Raw genomic sequence first — 20,086 nt, forward strand, 5'->3', positions numbered from 1 at the left:
GGAATAATAGATGAGTAAAACAGAGTTACCTACAAAAAATGATTATGAAAATGCAATAAATGAATTAAAAAAGCTAAATGAAGAGCTTTTTTATGATGATTTTAAAACAAAAATGAAAAATTTAGAGAATCATTTAGAGCATTTAGCATTTAGTACCTCGAATGATTTCAAGAATGAAGCGGAGAATATAATAAGTCGAGCGAGTGCATTATTTCGTCAAATAGAGACTCAACAGGAAGAAATGAGTGCGTTATTAGAGAACTATCAAAGTGCCTCGATTCAAAAAAATGAAGAATTTCTTGAATACGAAAGAACACAGCTCTTATTTGTCTATGAAGAACTGCAGCAAAGCATTCATTTATTTACTGAGCAAACAGTAAAATTACAACAAGACATTGAAAATAATAATAAGTATTTAGTAGAACAGGCTGTTGAGGCCGTTTCATCTGTTTCAGATCATATAACAGAATTTGTGCAAAAACTCTCCCTATCGGACGAAAAAAACAAAGAGTTTTTAGAACAAAATAGAGCATATGTGACACTTGCAAAAACACAGATGACTGAAACAGAACAAAAAATAACGGCCAATGCAGCAAAACTTCAGCAAATAGATGAACGCTGGGAACAGCTTCTAAAATCGTACGAAGCAAAGCTTCAAATACATGAACAAGGCTTAAAAAACATTTTAGTCGTTCGCGAAGAGGCTCTGATTAATAAAGTAATCCATCAACATGATAACTGGATCATAAAACAATTTGACAATGATGAGGCGCATAAAGCAGAAATTTTAGAATGGCATGAGAAAGTGGCTACTTTATTAAAGGTGCAGAGCAAGCAAAACCAAGAAATGCTAGAGTCTATTTCAACAAATCTGTCTAGCAAAAACGATTTAAAAAGTGTTGAGAAGAAAAATGCTTTTAAAACAAATATTTTATTAGCAGTTGTTGTAATAGAAGCGATTCTAATTGGTGTGCAATTTTTTATCTAAATATTTTTTGGAAAGCGAAGATAAACAGCGACATCATTTTGTTAGTGTGAGTTATATTGCTGAAAATAGTGAAATAGTAGAAGGTAAGAAGTGGAGCAAAGAATTTAAATCGATTTGTTCCTTTTTAAAGAACCTAGATTGGCGGATTCGGGTTTAATAATAAAATGAAAATAATAATAAGTTGATTTGAGGTAATCTGATGAGTGAAATGGAGTGATCTTATAATTGGGAACGGACACAGACGACATTCAAAAAGTTAATCGCACACCTATTGTTGTCGTATTACTCGTAGGTGGATTTATATCTATTCTAAACCAAACTTTATTTGCAACCGTAACACCTCATGTAATGAATGATTTTAACATTACTGAAAATACAGCACAGTGGTTAACTACGATTTTCATGTTAGTTAATGGTGTTATGATTCCAATCACAGCATTTTTAATTGAAACGTTCACAACAAGAAGGCTTGTTATGACGGCAATGTCTGTATTTGCTATTGGAACAATCATTTGTATGGTAGCTCCAACTTTTGGCTTGTTGATGGTTGGTAGGGTTATTCAAGCAAGTGGGGCTGGAGTGATGATGCCATTAATGATGACGGTATTTTTAACGATTTTTCCAATTGAGAAGCGAGGGGCAGCGATGGGTGTAGTCGGGTTGGTCATTTCTTTTGCGCCAGCGATTGGTCCAACATTATCAGGATATGTTGTCGAAAACTATCCTTGGAGAACGATGTTTCTAGTGATTTTACCGATCATTTTTATTGATATTATATTAGCTTATTTTGCGATGAAGAATGTGACGAAACGGACCTTTCCGAAGGTTGATATCTTATCGATTATTCTTTCTACGTTAGGTTTTGGTGGTTTGCTATATGGGTTTAGTAACGCAGGAAATGTAGGTTGGGGTAAGGCGGAAGTTGTCTTATCATTAATACTCGGTGCTATATCGCTGACCATTTTTATTACAAGGCAGTTCAAATTGAAACAACCGATTTTGGAGTTTAGAGTTTTTAAATCAAAGGCTTTCACAGTTACAACCGTGATCTCTACGATTGTATTCATAGGTTTAATTGGATCCGAAACCATTTTACCAATTTATATGCAAAATTATGTTGGGTTCTCAGCACTTGAATCTGGAATGATGATCATGCCTGGTGCCTTATTAATGGGATTCATGTCACCGATCACAGGGAGAATTTTTGATAAGGTTGGAGCTAGATGGTTGGCCATTACAGGGCTTACAATAATGACAGTCACAACTTTCTTATTCACTAATCTTTCGACTACAACCTCATTAATGTATCTAACCGTTGTATTTACGATTCGCATGTTTGGCATGTCAATGGTTATGATGCCTGTTACTACAGCAGGATTAAATCAATTACCAATGAAATTAATTGCTCATGGGACTGCGATGACTAACACAATGAGGCAAGTAGGAGCATCGATTGGAACAGCTCTTCTCGTTACGGTAATGACTAACGCAGCATTAAACTCAGGCCCAAATGCTGTACCTAGTGATTTAATCCATGGAGTGAATGTGGCGTTTTATGTAGCAACAGGAATATCTGTTACTGGATTAATCTTATCTTTTTTTATTAAAGGTACTACTCCTGCAGAGGAAAGAGCAGCAAAAAGAGCAGAAGACCCATCTTAAAATGAATCAGTATTAAGGTGGGTCTTCTGCTGAATAAACAGCAAAGGTGTCAGACATCGCCTTATGGGATAGCTGCTTTAAGTTCCAGTCTTATGGCGAATCTCTAGGTCATGGATATGGCTAAGTTCTTCTACTAGATCATAAATCGATATTAATTCATATAAGATAGTTGTTTCAGTAGATATATGATGGTGATGTTCTGGCAGCAATTCTTCTATTGTTTTCAGAGATCTTTGTTCTGAAAACCATTCTGTCATTTCTTTTAAAATTGCTTGATCCTCTTCCTGAATGTGGAATTTTTCATCGCAAAAAATTCTTCTCAGAGACTGAATTGCGGATTTTACCATTTCAGTTTTCTGTTGGTCTGTTTCCAAGTGGTGGGAAGGAAGAAAAATGAAATTTCCGATATGATAAGCAATATGTTGTAAAATGGTTAATTTTTTATATACATAGAGGTATTCGCGGATATCTTCACGGTTTGATCGATGGAATCTCCATTCCTCTTTTTGATAATGACAAAGTTTCCTCATCTTTTCTATATCATTGATTAGTTTTTCAAAAGCTTGTTGAAGCTCTTTTTCATTGAAGGGATCATCGAACAGTCCATTTCCTCTTTTATATAAAATATCTCCAGCATTCATAAATAGAGTGTGGATCCCACTTGTGATTGTTTGTGAATATTTAGGTGGGATGACTAAAAGGTTTACAAGGGATGACACAATTAGTCCTGTACTAGTTGTTCCTAGTCGAATAAAGAAAGAAGATACATATTGATCATGTACGGTAGTAATCATGGCTATACCTGTTAGTGTAGCAACTAACATTCCATCGTATAATTTTAGTTTCGTGCAAGCAATAATTGTACAAACTGTCACAAGTGTATAGGATAGAGGACTATCGCCAAATATAAAAGTAAACAAAATAGAAAAAGCTGCACCAATTGCTGAGGCGGGGAAACGAATAAAGGCTTTCTTGATAGAATCGGCTGCAGTTGGTTCAATGGTTACAATGGCTGTGATTACGGCAAACATAGCAGGCCAATTTAATAGATGGCAGATAGATGCTGTAACAAAAACAGCAATCCCAGTTTTAATAATTCTACCTCCAACAAATTTATATCTCTTTGGAATCTTCATAAAACAAATCCTTCTTCTAAAGGGACAAGGAATTTCTTGTTCCTGTTCTAAATATGGTTTTCAAAATTACAAGGGGATAAATACTATAATGGTGACAGTGTCCCCCTAACCTAAAATTATTATAACGTAACTTTATGTAAAAAGGTATAATCAAAATGGACATGGAATAAAGACGTAATGGGGACAAAATGGAAAGAAATAATGAATATCTTGACACACAGTGTCTAGTCCATGGCTCCTCTATAAAAGATTTTGCTGAATTCTTTCTTTTTTCTTCGAACTTTTTTTGCCTCATATACAGTTTCTGATTATCAAATGGAAGTCTGCTGTAAGGAAGACAGTCATGTTGATTTAGACTTTGCTATGGTAAGTTAATGGATAAGTTTGGAATTGAATGGCAGTTTAATTGTGACAATGGAGAAGATAAAAATGATCATTTTAAAGATGTATATAAATTTTCACGTGTACGAAAAAATCAAATTCGCCCCGCCGAATTTGCGCCCGGATTTTTATCGAGCTCGCTCGATCAATTACCTTTAAAAAATCCAAGGCATCCGCCGGAGGCTTAACTTCATTCAGTCGGGGTTTGAACCCCCACTGAATCAGAGAGCTTTTTGCATTCATCCCCCACTTACAGAAGTGGAGGACTTCTGCTGAATGAAGTTAAATATCAAGCCAATAATATGGATTTTTTTGAATATCAGGGAAATTTTAGAGGGATGTCCCCAAAGTCGATTCTTATCGATTTTTTGGGACATCCCCTTTGCATATTTAACTTTCTGTTATTTTATGTTGAGCATTGGAATTTTTTTCTGGTGTTTGTTTTCCATTTATAGGTTTTACTTCATTTTTTTTGTTTAATTCTTGGGCTTTTTCTTCTAGCTGTGTCTTTTCCTTTGTAAGCAGCTTTACTTGGCGTTGTAACATAAAGTTTCGAAATAAGCCAATAGAGCCTACGATGAAACCACCTAACAAGGCTGAACTAAGAATAATTAAGACTAGTGGTAGTTCTGTCGTGCCAAAGACATAATCAACAAGAACGGGTTCAACATTTACAACAGCAAATATGGCTACAATAAGTGCAAAAAGCAAAGCTAAAATGAGATTCCATTGAAATTTCATCAAATTTCCCTCCATTTCTCTATTAAATCAGTTTCATTTCTTTTGTAAATCATCATAATCAAATTATGTTCATTTCGCAATAGCGGTACCGTTCATTACTGTGGACGATCAAATTTAAATATGAAAAGGCCAATATATAGGGTGCCAGGCACCATCCAGATAATTAGAAGTTTTTTGATGCCCTCTCTTTGTGAAAATGAAAGAATAAAGTCATGACTATACTAATTTGGAGGTGTGAATAATGAATTTCCTAAAAGATTTAGTTTTGTTTAGCAAGGATATCGAGAAATCGAAAGAGTAGTATTTGAGTATTTACGGGGTTTTGATGGAATGAACTGGTTTAAAATTGGAGAAGTAGAAATAATGCTTCATCCGTTATAGCTTTAAAGGACGATTATCATTGCTATAATCGTCCTTGCTGAAGTTAGAATTATTTAAGGGCCTTGCTGACTTTTAGTTTCTTTCCTTTGATGGTTGTATTCTCCATGGCTTGTAAGACGAGCGAGCCCTTTCCGTTAAGAATATCCACATATGACAAATTATCTTTGATGGTGATAATTCCAATATCATCTGCTGTAACTCCAGGGATTTTTGCAATCGTTCCAACAAAATCTACCGCTCGCATCTTTTTATTTTTTCCACCGGTGAAATGGAGTTTCATAATATCTTGGTTGATTCGGGCCGTTTTATTATTTTTAACAGTTCGGCGGCCACCCACTTTTTCTTCGAAAGCGGCTTTTCCTGCAGCGACTTCCTCTTGTAGAGGAGCTTCCATTTTAGAGATCTCAAAGCCAATGTACCTTTCAATGGCTCTTACGAATTTTCCTTCATAAGATGTAGCAAACGTAATCGCTTTTCCTTGATTGCCGGCACGACCGGTTCTTCCTGTTCGGTGGACATAGCTCTCTTTTTCCATTGGAACGTCATAATTGATAACAAGTGTCACATTATCAATATCAATTCCTCTCGCCGCTACATCAGTCGCCACAAGATAACGGAAATTCCCCATTTTGAAACCATCCATAACGGTAAATCGATCTTCTTGTTCTAATCCTCCATGGAGTCTTTCACAAGAATAATGGGATGCTTCCAATTTGGCAAACACGGTATTTACGTGTTCTTTTGTTCTGCAAAAAATAAGACAACTATCTGGGTTTTCAACGACCGTCACATCTTTAAGGAGTGAAATTTTTTCTTCTTCTTCTTTCACTTCGATTAAACGATGTTCAATGGTATCCGACGTGACTCCAGTAGTCGTAATCTCAATATGAGTCGGGTTTTTCATGTATTTATGGCAAAGATTTTCAACATCTTTCGGCAATGTAGCCGAAAATACCATCGTGACTCTGTCTACATGGAGTTCATTGATAATGGCTTCTACTTCATCGATAAAACCCATATTCAACATTTCATCTGCTTCATCGATTATAAGATACTTTATTTGATCTAAAATTAAGGTACCTTTTTCGATATGGTCCATGACACGTCCAGGTGTACCGACAACTACATGCGTTTTTTGTTTTAATTCTTCTTTTTGTCTCGCAAAAGGTTCTTTTCCATAAACGGCCATCGCTTTAATCCGTTTAAACCTTCCAATATTCGTTATATCTTCTCGAACTTGAGCAGCAAGCTCTCTAGTTGGTGTCAGAATTAATGCTTGTGGCTTTTTTTCCTCCCATTCAAGCATCTCGCAAATAGGGATACCAAAGGAAGCCGTCTTGCCACTGCCGGTTTGAGATTTTACGACAAGATCTTGCTTGTCCATTGCTAACGGAAGTACGTTACGCTGAACTTCTGTAGGAGTTTCGTATTTTAATACTGTAAGGGCTCTTTTTATTTCATCGCTTAAATGATAATCCTCAAAACTTTTTTCATTCATGTACTAACCTCATTTTCTGTATGATTCAACTTATGTATAGGATTCTCTCGAAGGAATATCATATGCATAATCTGACCATGGTTCATTATACTTGAAATGCCAGAAGAATCGGCTTTTATTTTAACTTCATTCAGCAGAAGTCCTCCACTTCTGTAAGTGGGGGATGAATGCAAAAAGCTCTCTGATTCAGTGGGGGTTCAAACCCCGGCTGAATGAAGTTAAGCCTCCGGCGGATGCCTCGGATTTTTTAAAGGTCATTTATCGAGCGAGCTCGATAAAAATCCGGGCGCAAATTCGGCGGGGCGAATTTGATATTAATATACATAAATAAAGGGTATTGAACAACTGTTGTTTATTTCATATCTAAGTCTGAATAGCGGATTCATATTACTTGAATTTTAGGGGGATTTTACACATTTTGTATGTGAGGATGACTTGTATATGACATTTGTCATACCTTGTACATGACACCTGCTACTAACAAGTTCGATTCCCTTGCTTTATAATTTGAATTAACAACACAAACGAGGAAGGGAATTCAAATAAAATGACCTTACAAAATACGAAAAATTTGAAAAAGCAAGTGGCCCTATTTGAAAAATCAACAACAAAAGAAAGTATATGGCAGATCATCAACACAGTCGTGCCATTTATGGCATTATGGTACCTTGCCTATATAAGCCTGTCTGTTTCTTATTGGTTAGCATTAGTTCCTATTGTCATAGCTGCAGGATTTTTAACAAGAATTTTCATTATCTTTCATGATTGCACCCATCATTCCTTTTTTAAAAACCGCCGTGCCAATCGAATCGTTGGGACCGCCATGGGTGTTTTAACTGTATTTCCTTTTGATCAATGGGGACATGAGCATTCCATTCATCACGCGACAAGTGGAAACTTAGATAAACGCGGCACAGGAGATATTTGGACGCTTACAGTAGATGAATATTTAGCAGCCCCACGTAGCCTTCGTTTTGCCTATCGTTTTTACCGCAATCCACTGGTTATGTTCGTATTAGGACCGATTTATGTTTTCCTTTTGAAAAATAGATTCAACCGTAAAGGTGCCAAAAAGAAGGAACGTATGAACACGTATTTGACGAATGTTCTGATTGCTTGTTTGATTGGATTGCTCTCTTGGGCAATCGGATGGCAGTCATTTCTTCTCGTACATGGATCAATTTTCTTACTAGCAGGTTCAGTAGGTATTTGGTTGTTTTATGTACAGCATACTTTTGAAGATTCTTATTTTGAAGAAGATAAAGATTGGGAATATGTGAAAGCAGCTGTGGAAGGAAGTTCCTTCTATAAGCTTCCAAAAATTATGCAATTCTTAACTGGAAATATTGGGTTTCACCATGTTCACCATTTAAGCCCAAGGGTTCCGAACTATAAACTAGAAGAGGCACACAAAAATACGCCCCCATTACAAAACGTACCAACGATTTCTCTTGCTACAAGTTTGAAGTCGCTCCGTTTTCGTCTATGGGATGAGAAGAGTAAGAGTTTCGTGAGTTTTAAAGATGTCAAAGCTTTAGCTGAAAATAGAATTTCTGTTCAAGTAAAACCTGAATTGTAACTTTACCGTCTATGGCTGACTCCCCTTTATTTACGGGGAGTCTCTGTTTATAATAGCTTTCATATAAGGAGAGAACTTAAATGATTCGAATTGTCATTGCGGAGGATCAGGAAATGCTGTTAGGGGTAATAGGCTCCCTGCTCAATTTGGAAGATGATATGGAAGTGGTCGGTCAGGCAAGGAATGGAGAAGAGGCACTTACTCTTGTGCATCAATTACAGCCTGATGTTTGTATCATGGATATAGAGATGCCCGAAATGAACGGACTTGAGGCAGCAGATGCTTTAATGCCAGCAGGATACAAGGTAATCATTTTAACAACTTTTGCAAGGACTGGTTATTTTGAACGTGCAAGAAAAGCAGGTGTAAGAGGTTATCTATTGAAAGACAGCCCTAGTGAGGAGTTAGCTTGTTCCATTCGCAGTATTATCGATGGGAAGCAAATGTATTCCCCTGAACTAATGGACAATGATTCCAGCGATAACGAACAGGAAATAGTAGAGTGGTTGACTGATGGTCAAATGACAAATGAAATCTCTAATCAGCCTAGTAACACAATGGGAACTGTCAGAAATTATTTTTCAACCATCATGGATAAAATGAAGTTACCTGCTGGGTAGAGATTAGTTTAAGTTCACCAAAAACTAAACCATGTCTCAAGAACCTACTTGAAGAGACATCTATGTTATAATGAAATAAAAATTCTTTTTGAACTCTTTTTCTATAGCGAGAAGGAGTTTTTATTTTGTTTATTTTAACTTCATTCAGCAGAAGTCCTCCACTTCTGTAAGTGGGGGATGAATGCAAAAAGCTCTCTGATTCAGTGGGGGTTCAAACCCCGGCTGAATGAAGTTAAGCCTCCGGCGGATGCCTCGGATTTTTTAAAGGTCATTGATCGAGCGAGCTCGATAAAAATCCGGGCGCAAATTCGGAGGGGCGAATTTGATCCCCAAATAATGCAAGGCTCGCGTTTTGAAGTATTTGGATATATTTTTCAACAGCTGTTTTTACAATGTGGCTGTGTTAAACAATCGTGTGGATGCTCCAATGGTCTTTGGTATACGTCTTCATTAAGTGATTTGTATTGAACTGTAGCTTAAAAAAGTGCAGCCTATTCACTTTTCGAGAATATGAAAATGGGTAGGAAATCAGGATTTGATTCAATGAAGATTCGTGTATACAGTGATAGAATTACAGAAGTATCACAGAAAAACGTATGAAACTTAATGAAAAAGATTGGAATCATAAACAGTAATGTAAGAAAGGTATGTTAAAATGGCTCAATTATTCTTTAAATACGGTGCTATGAATAGTGGAAAATCAATTGAAATACTTAAAGTTGCTCATAATTATGAAGAACAACATAAACATGTTTTAATTTTCACATCAGCTCTTGATGATCGATATCAGACAGGTTATGTTTCATCTAGAATGGGATTAAAGCGAGAAGCGATTGCGATTGATTCTACTACTGATATTTTCAAAATTGTAAGTGAATCTACCGTACCTTTAAATTGTATACTGGTAGATGAGGTTCAATTCGTTTCTAAATCACATGTTCTCCAAATGGCAAGAATAGTGGATGATTTAAATATTCCAGTAATGGGATTTGGATTAAAAAATGACTTTCAAAACAACTTATTTGATGGAAGTAAATATATGTTGCTTTATGCTGATAAGATAGAAGAAATGAAAACAATTTGTTGGTTCTGTGAAAAAAAAGCGATTATGGCTTTGAGAGTGAATGAAGACAAAAAGCCGGTTAGGGAAGGGAAGCAAATCCAAATAGGAGGAAATGACAGTTACTATCCCGTATGTCGTAAACATCACAAAAATCCTCCACTATAATTTCAATAAAAGGAGAGAGGACATCAGTTAATTAATGGTCGAGTTTAGATAAGGCCAGAAATAAGCTGTTGACTCTCCCTACTGTTAAACAACAAAGAAAGCACTTACAAGATATAACACAATCGAAATGGCTCCACCGATGGCAGAGATTTTTAATTTATAGCGAGCATAATCGACAAGGTCCAAGTCTAGAATGGCTGCAGTTGTAATCGTTGTATCACCTAATGGTGAGGTTAATGCACCAAATGCTCCACTTGCAAATACTGCTCCTACCGTTAGCGGGATGGATGCTCCCGTGGAAACAGCTAATGCAATTCCGAGTGGCATAAACAATCCCCATGTTCCCCACGATGATCCAATAAAATAACCAACAATGGAACCGATAAGAAATATTGTGGCTGGCGTCATAAAAGCTGGTAAAAAGGCTCCTAATGTGGAACTAATAAATGTTGAAAAACCAAGGTCCTCGGCTGATAATGTTAGTGACCAGATAAGGATTAGGAGACTGATGGCTTGCATCATTTGATTTCCACCATCATAAAAATGGTACAAGATTTCATTTAAGGGTTGTCGGCGCACGATGTAAAAAATAAACGTGAAGATGAGTGTGATGAAAACGGCCAAGAGCATAACGAATGTAGCATCTGCCATCGAAAAGGCTTCAAATATCGTTTGTGCTCCTAAGGCTGTACCGTCTTGCCATAAAAGAAATAATGATAATCCTAGAAGCAAAAAGACAGGAATAATCAAATTCCATGGTTGTGCTTTTACCATGGATAATTCTCTTTTGATTCCAATTCGATGAAATTCATGTTCTTCCTCTTCAAGTGACTTCTGATCAGCTTTTTTGTTAAGAGTATTTGTTTTTTTAGAAGAAGGCCAAAATGTCTGTAGAATTCCGATAATTAGCATCACAATCGCATAAAAGTTGAACACAATGCTTAATAAGAATACTTGATAGGGGGACATCCCTAAGTTAAGTCCTGCAATCCCACCTTCGACTAGTGATACCATGAAACCTACAAATGCTGTAGCTACAGGTAAAAGGACAATGACTGACTCTGTCGAAATGTCCATCATCAAACCGACCTTTTGCGTTGGTAAGTTCATTTTTTTAATCAGTGATTTAACGATGGGACCGATCATCATGATCCGAAACATCGGCATCATAAACGTAAAAGGTAAAGTAAGCCAGATTACCCCAAGTAACCCACGCTCTGTCCTAATTTTCGTGCCAATCCACTCTGAAAATCCTTTAATCCCACCCGCTATATTCATCATCCCGACTAAACCACCAAATACATAGAGAAAACTGACGATTTTGATATTCGTTTCGTCGGACAATGTTGTGACAATATAAGAAATCGATTGCTGTGTCCCATCTAGTAAATCCGATGTAACAATAATAGAACCAACAAGAAGTCCAACTATAAGCCCAGGTAAGATATCTTTTAACCATATGGACATTAGGATCACGATAAGAAATGGTAACAGTGAAAGCCATGTATGTTCCAAAATCCCTTCCCCCCTATAACTGATTTAATTTTATTGCTTTTGAGATCTAAAAAGCTATTTTTATAAAATGACTTACTTAGAGTATTGCCAAAACCATGTGGGCATTATTACATTTGATCTAAGGACAGGGGATCGGTTTCGTTCTCCAAATAAATAACTAATCTCCAAATGTCCCAATACGATTAAGAACTATTTCCATTTCCCCTTATTTTATATTTCTTATACAATAATAGTAATAGACTACAATTGAGGATGATGACAGTGGACATTACTATGAAGAAAGTAGTAGAGGCAAGTTATTTAACGACAGACTCTGCAGCACATTATCGAACGATATTACGATATTTTTATCATCAGCACGAGCGAATGAGAGATTTCATTACACCTGAAGAAATTTTAGAATATATGCGTTCCCTTCCAGCCTTTTCGGATTATCAAGAAGATCAGTTGCATCAACAACTTGCTCAACTTGTGAAATGGAATAACTTGATTGCAAGGCAAGATATGACAAATGCCAAAACAGTGGAAGAATATAAGAAGAAGCGTTTTCGCTATCAATCTACTCCTTATACGATCGAGATTGAAAGAATGCTTTTGGTGTTAGAAAAAAAAGTAGGAGACACATTCCAAGGTTCATTAGAAAGATCTCAGTTCGAACGATTATTACATGCTTTGACCACTTTACAACAAGAAATGGAGGCAAACTTACCGAGGAGTGCAGAAGAATACATGCGAATGTGGGAAGATGTCTTTCGTTATTTTCAAACGATCCGAACAAATACGGCTGATTATATCGCTTACATAAATAGTGAGCAAACAGACAAAAGAATGCAAACGGAAGCATTTCTTGTGTACAAAAATCAATTTACAACATATTTAAGAGACTTTATTGTCTCGCTTCAAAAAACATCCCTGCAGATTGGGGAACGATTGCATGAGTTAACACCTTATAAATTAGAAAACTTTTTTGAAAAGTTAATCGAACACCGCAAGTCGATTCCTAGATTAGAAGATGTCACAACATCGGTTGATGAATGGAAAACGGAGTATAAAGAATATTGGGATTCCTTGAGACAATGGTTTTTAGGTTCTAGTACACAAAAAAGTGAATTAGAAGTACTCCAATGGCAGACGAACGAAATGATACGGAGAATGTCCAGATATGTGCAACGGATTGGGGAGAGACAACAACATTTTCGAAGCAGGAAAAATGATTATCTGCATTTAGCTAATTGGTTCGTCCATTGTTCATCATTAGATGAGGCTCATCAACTGTCTTCGGTCGTCTTTGGGGCAATGACCATTCAGCATCTCCAAATGGAGGAAGGAACAACGGATAATTTACATTCTGACACATGGGAGGAAGACCCAGTCAAACTAACATTAAAGCCTAGGACCAATCGCTATCGTACCAAAACAAAACCAGGTTCTATGACGTCGAATGAAGAAAAGAAAAAGGAGCAAAGAGAGCAATATTTAGAAGAACGCAGACAAGAACGGGCCCTTATTGATCACTATATAACAGAAGGTGTGATCGTGCTGTCCTCGTTAACAAAAGTAGAACCTTTTATCCGTAAGGTACTGCTTGGTTGGATTGGAAAATCAATGGTGAGTATAGACCGAAAAGTAAAAACAGATTATGGATTAATTGTTAAGGTAACCATTGATAAGGAGAAAACGATTTTGCTAGAGTCGGATGACGGAACATTAAAGATGCCGGATGTGCGGTTTGAATTTGAAGAGCAAGGAAGGAGAAAAGAATGAAGTCGGAGCAAATACTTGAGTTTGATGAAAGGGCGATCCAAGGAATGGATCTTTTATTTCATCATTATTGGATTTTGAGGGCAGAGCATCCAAAATGGTATCAGCTTATTCGAGAGCGTGAGAAGGTGATTCGTCGCTATATCAACGAAAAATTCGGATTGCGGCTCACTGTGCATCAACATTTTATTAAGTTAGAAAAAATACCTGTTGAGCCAGAGCGGTGGATGGGGATTCAACACTTCAAGGAGCCAATGGATTATGCGATTTTTTGCTGTGCTTTATCCTTTTTAGAGGGAAAATCTGTAGATGAGCAGTTTCTATTATCTGAACTGAGTCAAGAGATTCAAGCAGATTATCCAGGTGACTTTGAACTTGATTGGACCCTTTATATTCATCGAAAATCTCTTATTCGAGCGGTGAATATCCTAATGGATTTTCAATTAATTCGTACGATTGATGGAGACATCGGGCGATTTGATCATCATGAAGAACAAGAAGTACTGTATGAAGCGACCATTTACAGTCGTTATTTTATGCAAAATTATTTAGAGGGTTTTGTGAACTATAAGCATTGGAGTGAGCTGTTAGAAGAAGATTGGAAACAGAATCAAGAGGATGAACGCCGAAAAAGAGTCTATCGTAAGTTGTTCTTCTCCCCTGGGCTGCATCGACTTGATCAACAAGATCCAGACTTTTTATATATTCGAAACTTCCGAAATCGATTGTCAGAGGATATCGAAAATCATAGTGATTACCAATTGCATGTCTATAAAAACACGGCATTTTTATCGATTGCAACGCCGAAGCAATACCAGCAAATATATCCTACTTCTAAAGCATCTACCGATATCATGCTTCAGCTTTCAAATTATTTACATGAACATCTCGATCGTTTTACACCAAAAGAGAATGGTGAGATTGTCATGACAGAAGGTGAACTAAATGAAGTGGTGGAAACCCTTCGCAATCGATTTGGAAAGGGTTGGTCCAAGTATTTTCGTGAAAAATCCACAAATGCGATTCGGATTGAACTCATAGAAGCGATGAAAGACTGGATGATGGTGGAAGTAGAAGAGGAAAGTTCATTGATCAAAATGAAGCCTCTATTAGGTGTATTAGCAGGTATATTTCCAACAGATTTTGAAGGAGGAGAAGACTAATGTCAGGCACTAGGTGGATGATGAATCGAGCTGGCTTATTAAACTTTTGGTATTACGATGAAGAGATTTTTCATTTTTTAGATGGAAAGCTATTATTAAGAGGTTCGAACGGTTCAGGGAAATCGGTCACGATGCAAAGTTTCTTACCTGTTTTACTAGACGGGAAAAAATCACCCGATCGACTCGATCCTTTTGGTTCAAAAGCGAGAAGGATGGAAGACTATTTACTTGGCGAAAAAGAAGTAGTCAATCGGGATGAACGAACGGGTTATTTATTCATTGAATACAAAAAACAAGGATCTGAGCAGTACATCACAACAGGAATAGGCATGCAGGCTAAGCGTCATAAGGGAATTAAATCATGGTACTTTCTTATAGCGGATAACCGTAGAATGGGTGATGATTTTCATCTTTCTCAAAAGCATGCAGGAGAAAAAGTCCCGCTATCAGCGAAAGAATTGGAAAATCGAATAGGATCCGGGGGATATGTTGTCCATACACAACGTGAGTATATGGAACTGGTCAATAAACATGTGTTTGGATTCCAGTCCGTTGAGGCGTATGAAGACTTGATCAAACTACTCATCCAACTGAGAAGTCCTAAACTTTCAAAGGATTTTAAACCAACCGTTATCTACGAAATTTTAGAATCTGCATTGCCGCCTTTAACAGATGATGAGTTGCGCCATCTATCGGACACGATTGAAAGTATGGACCAAGCACAGCAGCAATTGGAACAATTAGAAAGAGAATATACCTCCATTCAAAGGCTTGAATCCGTCTATGATACGTATAATACATTCATTTTGGCCGAGCGAGTACAACAATGGAATCGGGCACAGCAAAAGAGTCAAGAAGCCGAAAAGCAAGTTCAAGAGTTAACACAAAGGTATGAGGATTATGAAAAGGAAATTCTTCAATTAACCGTTGATAAACAAATGTATCAACAACAAAAACAGGTAGCAGAACAAGAGAAACTCTCATTACAAAAGCATGAAGTGTGGTCGTTAGAAGAAGATAAGGCGAAAAAAGAAGATGAGGCAACATCATTAACGAATGAAGTAAAGAATCTTGAACGTAAATGGGAAGAACGAAATCGCAAGTTGCATGGACAATGGAAAGAAAAAGAGAATACAGAAATGGAATTGTCCCAGCACCAAAAAAAGACAAAAGAGTTATTGGAAGAGCTAGCTATTGATGCAGAAGAATCTGCTTTTCATCAGCATCGAGTAAATGTCGATGATTATGAGAGAACTGAATCAGAAGAATTTGATTTTACGGTTTGGTTAAAAGAAGCAAAAGATCATCAAACCTTATTAGGTTCGTTAGAAAAACTAGCGGAAGAAGCTGATCGATTAGGCGTCGAGCATACACGTCTTCAGCGCCAGTCCTCGGAAAAGAAAAAAATAATCGATGAACACCAAAAGGAATTAGACCATCTGCAAGAGTGGTTTGACGATCAACATCAACAACTGGAGAGTACGGTTTTTCTGTGGATGGAAGATCATTCGAAACTTCTCTATTCCACAGAAATTCGTCAGGAGATTGCTAGGTCCTTGCAAGGGCTTTACGAAAAAAGTCGTTTTGAAGAGGTTCGAGATAAACTGTACTCGGCTATCCACACCTATGAAGCAGGAGTAGGGAAAGATATAGCGATTATAAAGGAAAAAATCGAAGAAAAGCATGGAGAAATAAGCGAAAGTGAAGCGGAGTTACACTATATTAAAACGCAAAAAATGTTAGAACCAGAAAGAGCAAAAGGGACCGAATCTTTTCGTATGCAATTGAAAGAAAAAGGACAAGGCTATTTGCCATTTTATGCAGCAGTTGAGTTCAAGGAGCACGTAACAGAGGAACAAAGAGAACGGATTGAATCTGCTTTGAAAAAGACAGGCGTTTTAGATAGCTTACTCACAGATCCCTCTATTTTCCCAGAACAGGATGCTGTACTGATACCAGAACCGCGCTTACTTGGCTATACGTTAGCCGATTATTTAAGACCAGATTTAGATGAGAAGAGCCCAATTTCTAAACACTTAGTAGATGAAGTACTTAGAAGTATTTCGCTTGAAAAGGATGGAAGCGGGATCCGTGTTGATGTTGATGGATCTTATTCGGTTGGTTGCTTAGTCGGTCATGCTCCAAATGAGGGGACATCAAAATTCATCGGTCGTACTTCTCGTAAACGTCATCAAAGGGAACAAATTGAGCTATGGATAGCAAAAGTACGTCAACTTCAAGTAGAATTAGAAGAATTACATGCGAAAAGGCGAACACTGGAAGCGGAGCTTCAATTAATAGAAGACTGGAAAAAGGAGCTTCCACATGATCGTGAATTACTAGAACTACATGAACAAATCCTACAAAAAATACAGGATGCAAAAAGAGAACAGGAAATGCTTCGTGGAATTGATAAGGAATGGAAGCTTGTTTATGAAAAATTATATGTGGTGAAAAAAGATCTTCGTGAACATGGAAATCATTTGAACATTGCCTTAACGAAAGAGGAAATTAGTCAAGCAGTAAAAGCTGTTGGAAGCTATGTTGAGTTTCTGTATCAGTTTAAGCTTATTTCAGTTCAAGTGTTATTTGCAAAGAAGCAATTATATTCGATTACACAACGAATGAACGAAATGGAAGAAGAATTGGACAGTATAAAAGGAGAACAAAATAGTAGAAGTGTTGAACTCACTAGAGTAAAGGCGGAGATACAATCTATTGAACAACAACTTCAATTAAAAGGGATTGATGAGGTTAGAGGTCGTATTCAAGAAGTACAAGGTTTGTTGAAAGAAGCAGAGGAGAGAATGGCAGCCATCTCAAATTCTTTGCCTAAAAAAGCAGCAGACCAAAGCGTATGCTCAGAAAAGCTGATTGTCTCTAAACGAGAGCTTATTTTTTGGCAAAACATGAATAAAGAATGGGCAGAAATGGTTGAAGAAGAGAGTAATCGAGGATTTTTAGAGCTAGAAACAAGGGATGCATCAGCCATTTTAGAGAAATACAAGTCAGTATTTTTAAGACATGATCGTTCTAAACTGTTGGAACAACTAACGAAAGCCTTCTTCAATGAACAGTTATATCTAACAGAATATCGAATGTTTGAGTTTACAGAGGAGATCGAAACACCTGAATGGTTTAAAGAAGACTACGGTGATCACTATGAACCATTTAAAAATGAATGGCATCACTTAAAAAGTAGGCGACTGATTCAACTGGAATATAGAGGACAGCGGGTGAGTCCTTATTATGTTTCAGCCTCATTAAAGCAAGAGTTAGAGGAGCAAAAAGGGTGGCTGGATGAGCAAGACCGTCAGCTTTATGAAGATATTATTGTCAATACCGTTGGAATTATTCTTCGTAATCGGATTCAGCGAGCTCAAGCATGGGTAAAAAAGATGGATAAAATTATGGCTGATCGTGATAATTCATCTGGTTTGATTTTCTCTATTTCTTGGAAACCATTAACAGCCGAATCGGAGCAAGAGCTAGATACAAAAGATCTTGTTGGGCTATTACAACGAAATAGTAAGTTTTTGGGCGAAGAGGATCTACATCGTATAACGAAACATTTCCAATCTCGTATTGCAAAAGCAAAAGAGTTAATTCAATTACGGAATGAAGGGTCTACACTACATCAAGTGTTAAAAGAAGTATTAGATTATCGTAAATGGTTTACATTTGTACTTTCCTTTAGACGAGAAAATGAACCAAAGCGTGAACTGACGAACAATGCCTTCTTTAAGTTTAGCGGGGGAGAAAAGGCAATGGCTATGTATATTCCACTCTTTACTGCAGCTTATTCTCGCTACCAAGAAGCAGGTGATAGGGCTCCATATATTATTTCTTTGGATGAGGCTTTTGCTGGTGTTGACGAAAACAACATTCGTGATATGTTTGAGGTAGTGGAACAACTCGGGTTCAATTACATTATGAATTCGCAGGCTTTATGGGGCGACTATGACACCATTTCCAGTCTTTCCATATCAGAATTAGTACGGCCCAAAAATGCTGACTTTGTTACAGTAATACGATATCAATGGGATGGTAAGCAAAAGTCGCTTGTCATAGACGAGGATCAATTAACGAAGGATCTTGTAACAAATGAAAAATAGAATACAAGTATTCAGTGAAGAGCCAGGCTTTCTAAAGTTGTTTACATTGTTTAAAGAAAAGTACCGGTCATTAGGACGAATCGGCGGTAACATTAGCTTGAAAACCTTTAGTAGAGTTGAATTACAGTCAATTGCTGGATTCCTCGGTCAACCAAGTGAAAAGCTACTGGAAAAAGGCAGTATGGCATTACTCGACTTTGAAAGGGAATTATCGAATACGGGCTTTTCAAATTACACACTTTTACAGTTGTTAGAGGAAGTGTTACAGGAGTCCATTTCTACTAAAAAGGAAGAGATAAAGCGAGAGCGAGAGCAAGAAGATGATTTTATCGATTCTCTCAAACAAGTCATTCCCAAAGCGACATGGTGGCTACAATGGATTCGTGCAAAAACTCCAGATACAAGATGGATTTGGTCACTGTATAAACAAGACAAAGAAGAATTGTATGAGAGAGTGATTGTTGTTTTTAAGGCATTTACTTCGCTTCCGAAAAAAGGGGAGTTCGAACGTCTTCCTTTTTTTTCTCAAAGAATTACGGGGAATCCGCATGATTTTGATACCAATGAACTAGCCGGAAAACTGTTGCTTCATTGTATGTATGTGGATCAAGTATTGCACGGGAATAAGGATGCGACAATGCCCAGGAATATGGAAGAATTAAATGATTTATTCGCTCAATATGGGATTATGCGAGATGATTTATGGAATTTTGTGACGTGCCAAGGGTTACTTGCCCAACGTGAAAATATCATCCATCCTGTTTGGCAGGCGGCTATTCATACGGGGACGGTTATGAACGTACCAATGAAAGAACTAGCTAAAGTAGACAGAATATGGCCGTGCAATGGATTTAAAGTATGGATTGTAGAGAATTCAAGTGTGTGCTCTACCATTATGGATGCTGTACCGAATGCCCCGGTTATTTGTACACATGGACAACTGAGGTTGGCTAGTTGGGTGTTATTAGATAGGCTCGCTCAATCGAACTGTACCCTTTTTTATTCGGGTGATTGTGATCCAGAAGGATTAGTTATAGCTCAGCGGTTAAAGCAAAGATATAAGGATAGAGTTGTCTTATGGAGAATGGATAGAGAGTCGTATGAATCCAGTCTATCAAATGAAGATATTTCAAATAGGTTGTCAAAGCTCGATCATATTTCTTCTGAATGGAATGAGCTAATTAGCTTAATGAGAAATGTAAAGAAGGCAGGATATCAAGAAGCTATTGTTTCAAGTCTAATCAGTGATATAAAGCAAGAGACAAGGGGACAAGTATAATTCAGACAATAAGGAGCTTGGAACAGTTAGTTTTATTTC

Annotated in this window: 13 protein-coding genes; 9 read left to right on the forward strand and 4 right to left on the reverse strand. The window is 37.2% G+C overall.

Going from position 1 to position 20,086, the window contains the following annotated elements:
- Nucleotides 1–10 precede the first annotated feature (10 nt).
- Together JMM81_RS07520 and JMM81_RS07525 are read left to right on the forward strand one after the other, a co-directional pair.
- Nucleotides 11–988 (forward strand): coiled-coil domain-containing protein, encoded by a 978-nt coding sequence (locus JMM81_RS07520; protein WP_256240943.1) that lies wholly within the window; start codon nt 11–13, stop codon nt 986–988.
- Nucleotides 989–1,213: 225 nt separating this feature from the next.
- The gene (locus tag JMM81_RS07525) at nt 1,214–2,650 is read left to right on the forward strand and encodes an MDR family MFS transporter (RefSeq protein ID WP_256240944.1); all 1,437 of its coding nucleotides are present in this window, start codon (nt 1,214–1,216) and stop codon (nt 2,648–2,650) included.
- Between the two features lie 77 nt (nt 2,651–2,727).
- Here the strand turns inward: JMM81_RS07525 and JMM81_RS07530 are convergent, their stop codons facing one another.
- From JMM81_RS07530 to JMM81_RS07540, 3 genes are all read right to left on the reverse strand, one after another.
- The gene (locus tag JMM81_RS07530) at nt 2,728–3,786 is read right to left on the reverse strand and encodes an aromatic acid exporter family protein (RefSeq protein ID WP_256240945.1); all 1,059 of its coding nucleotides are present in this window, start codon (nt 3,784–3,786) and stop codon (nt 2,728–2,730) included.
- Nucleotides 3,787–4,557: 771 nt separating this feature from the next.
- Nucleotides 4,558–4,908, reverse strand: a complete 351-nt coding sequence (locus JMM81_RS07535) for a LapA family protein (protein WP_256240946.1) — start codon at nt 4,906–4,908, stop codon at nt 4,558–4,560.
- A 430-nt stretch (nt 4,909–5,338) separates the two neighbouring features.
- Nucleotides 5,339–6,787, reverse strand: a complete 1,449-nt coding sequence (locus JMM81_RS07540) for a DEAD/DEAH box helicase (RefSeq protein ID WP_256240947.1) — start codon at nt 6,785–6,787, stop codon at nt 5,339–5,341.
- Between the two features lie 547 nt (nt 6,788–7,334).
- On the opposite strand from JMM81_RS07540, the gene desA reads away from it, so the two are divergent.
- The 3 genes from desA (at nt 7,335) to JMM81_RS07555 (ending at nt 10,214) form a co-directional block, all read left to right on the forward strand.
- Nucleotides 7,335–8,366 (forward strand): Delta(5) desaturase DesA, encoded by a 1,032-nt coding sequence (desA, locus tag JMM81_RS07545; RefSeq protein WP_256240948.1) that lies wholly within the window; start codon nt 7,335–7,337, stop codon nt 8,364–8,366.
- Nucleotides 8,367–8,446: 80 nt separating this feature from the next.
- Complete coding sequence (locus JMM81_RS07550; protein ID WP_256240949.1) at nt 8,447–8,986, forward strand: response regulator transcription factor; 540 nt, start codon at nt 8,447–8,449, stop codon at nt 8,984–8,986.
- Nucleotides 8,987–9,641: 655 nt separating this feature from the next.
- The gene (locus tag JMM81_RS07555) at nt 9,642–10,214 is read left to right on the forward strand and encodes a thymidine kinase (RefSeq protein WP_256240950.1); all 573 of its coding nucleotides are present in this window, start codon (nt 9,642–9,644) and stop codon (nt 10,212–10,214) included.
- 84 nt (nt 10,215–10,298) lie between these two features.
- On the opposite strand, the gene JMM81_RS07560 is transcribed toward JMM81_RS07555, so the two are convergent.
- Complete coding sequence (locus tag JMM81_RS07560) at nt 10,299–11,729, reverse strand: Na+/H+ antiporter NhaC family protein (RefSeq protein WP_256240951.1); 1,431 nt, start codon at nt 11,727–11,729, stop codon at nt 10,299–10,301.
- 261 nt (nt 11,730–11,990) lie between these two features.
- On the opposite strand from JMM81_RS07560, the gene JMM81_RS07565 reads away from it, so the two are divergent.
- The 4 genes from JMM81_RS07565 to JMM81_RS07580 are packed head-to-tail and all read left to right on the forward strand — an operon-like array spanning nt 11,991 to nt 20,047.
- Nucleotides 11,991–13,493 carry a TIGR02677 family protein gene (locus tag JMM81_RS07565; RefSeq protein WP_256240952.1) on the forward strand — a complete coding sequence of 501 codons (1,503 nt, stop codon included), beginning with the start codon at nt 11,991–11,993 and terminating at the stop codon, nt 13,491–13,493.
- Complete coding sequence (locus tag JMM81_RS07570; RefSeq protein ID WP_256240953.1) at nt 13,490–14,653, forward strand: TIGR02678 family protein; 1,164 nt, start codon at nt 13,490–13,492, stop codon at nt 14,651–14,653. Before JMM81_RS07565 ends, JMM81_RS07570 begins: the two co-directional genes overlap by 4 nt.
- Nucleotides 14,653–18,768: a TIGR02680 family protein gene (locus tag JMM81_RS07575; protein ID WP_256240954.1), complete on the forward strand. Its 4,116-nt coding sequence runs from the start codon at nt 14,653–14,655 to the stop codon at nt 18,766–18,768. Before JMM81_RS07570 ends, JMM81_RS07575 begins: the two co-directional genes overlap by 1 nt.
- Nucleotides 18,758–20,047, forward strand: coding sequence for a TIGR02679 family protein (locus tag JMM81_RS07580; protein ID WP_256240955.1), 1,290 nt, complete (start codon nt 18,758–18,760; stop codon nt 20,045–20,047). Before JMM81_RS07575 ends, JMM81_RS07580 begins: the two co-directional genes overlap by 11 nt.
- The last annotated feature ends 39 nt before the right edge of the window (nt 20,048–20,086 follow it).

The organism is Bacillus sp. V3B, assembly GCF_024494465.1.
Taxonomy (GTDB): Bacteria; Bacillota; Bacilli; order Bacillales; family Cytobacillaceae; genus Bacillus_BD.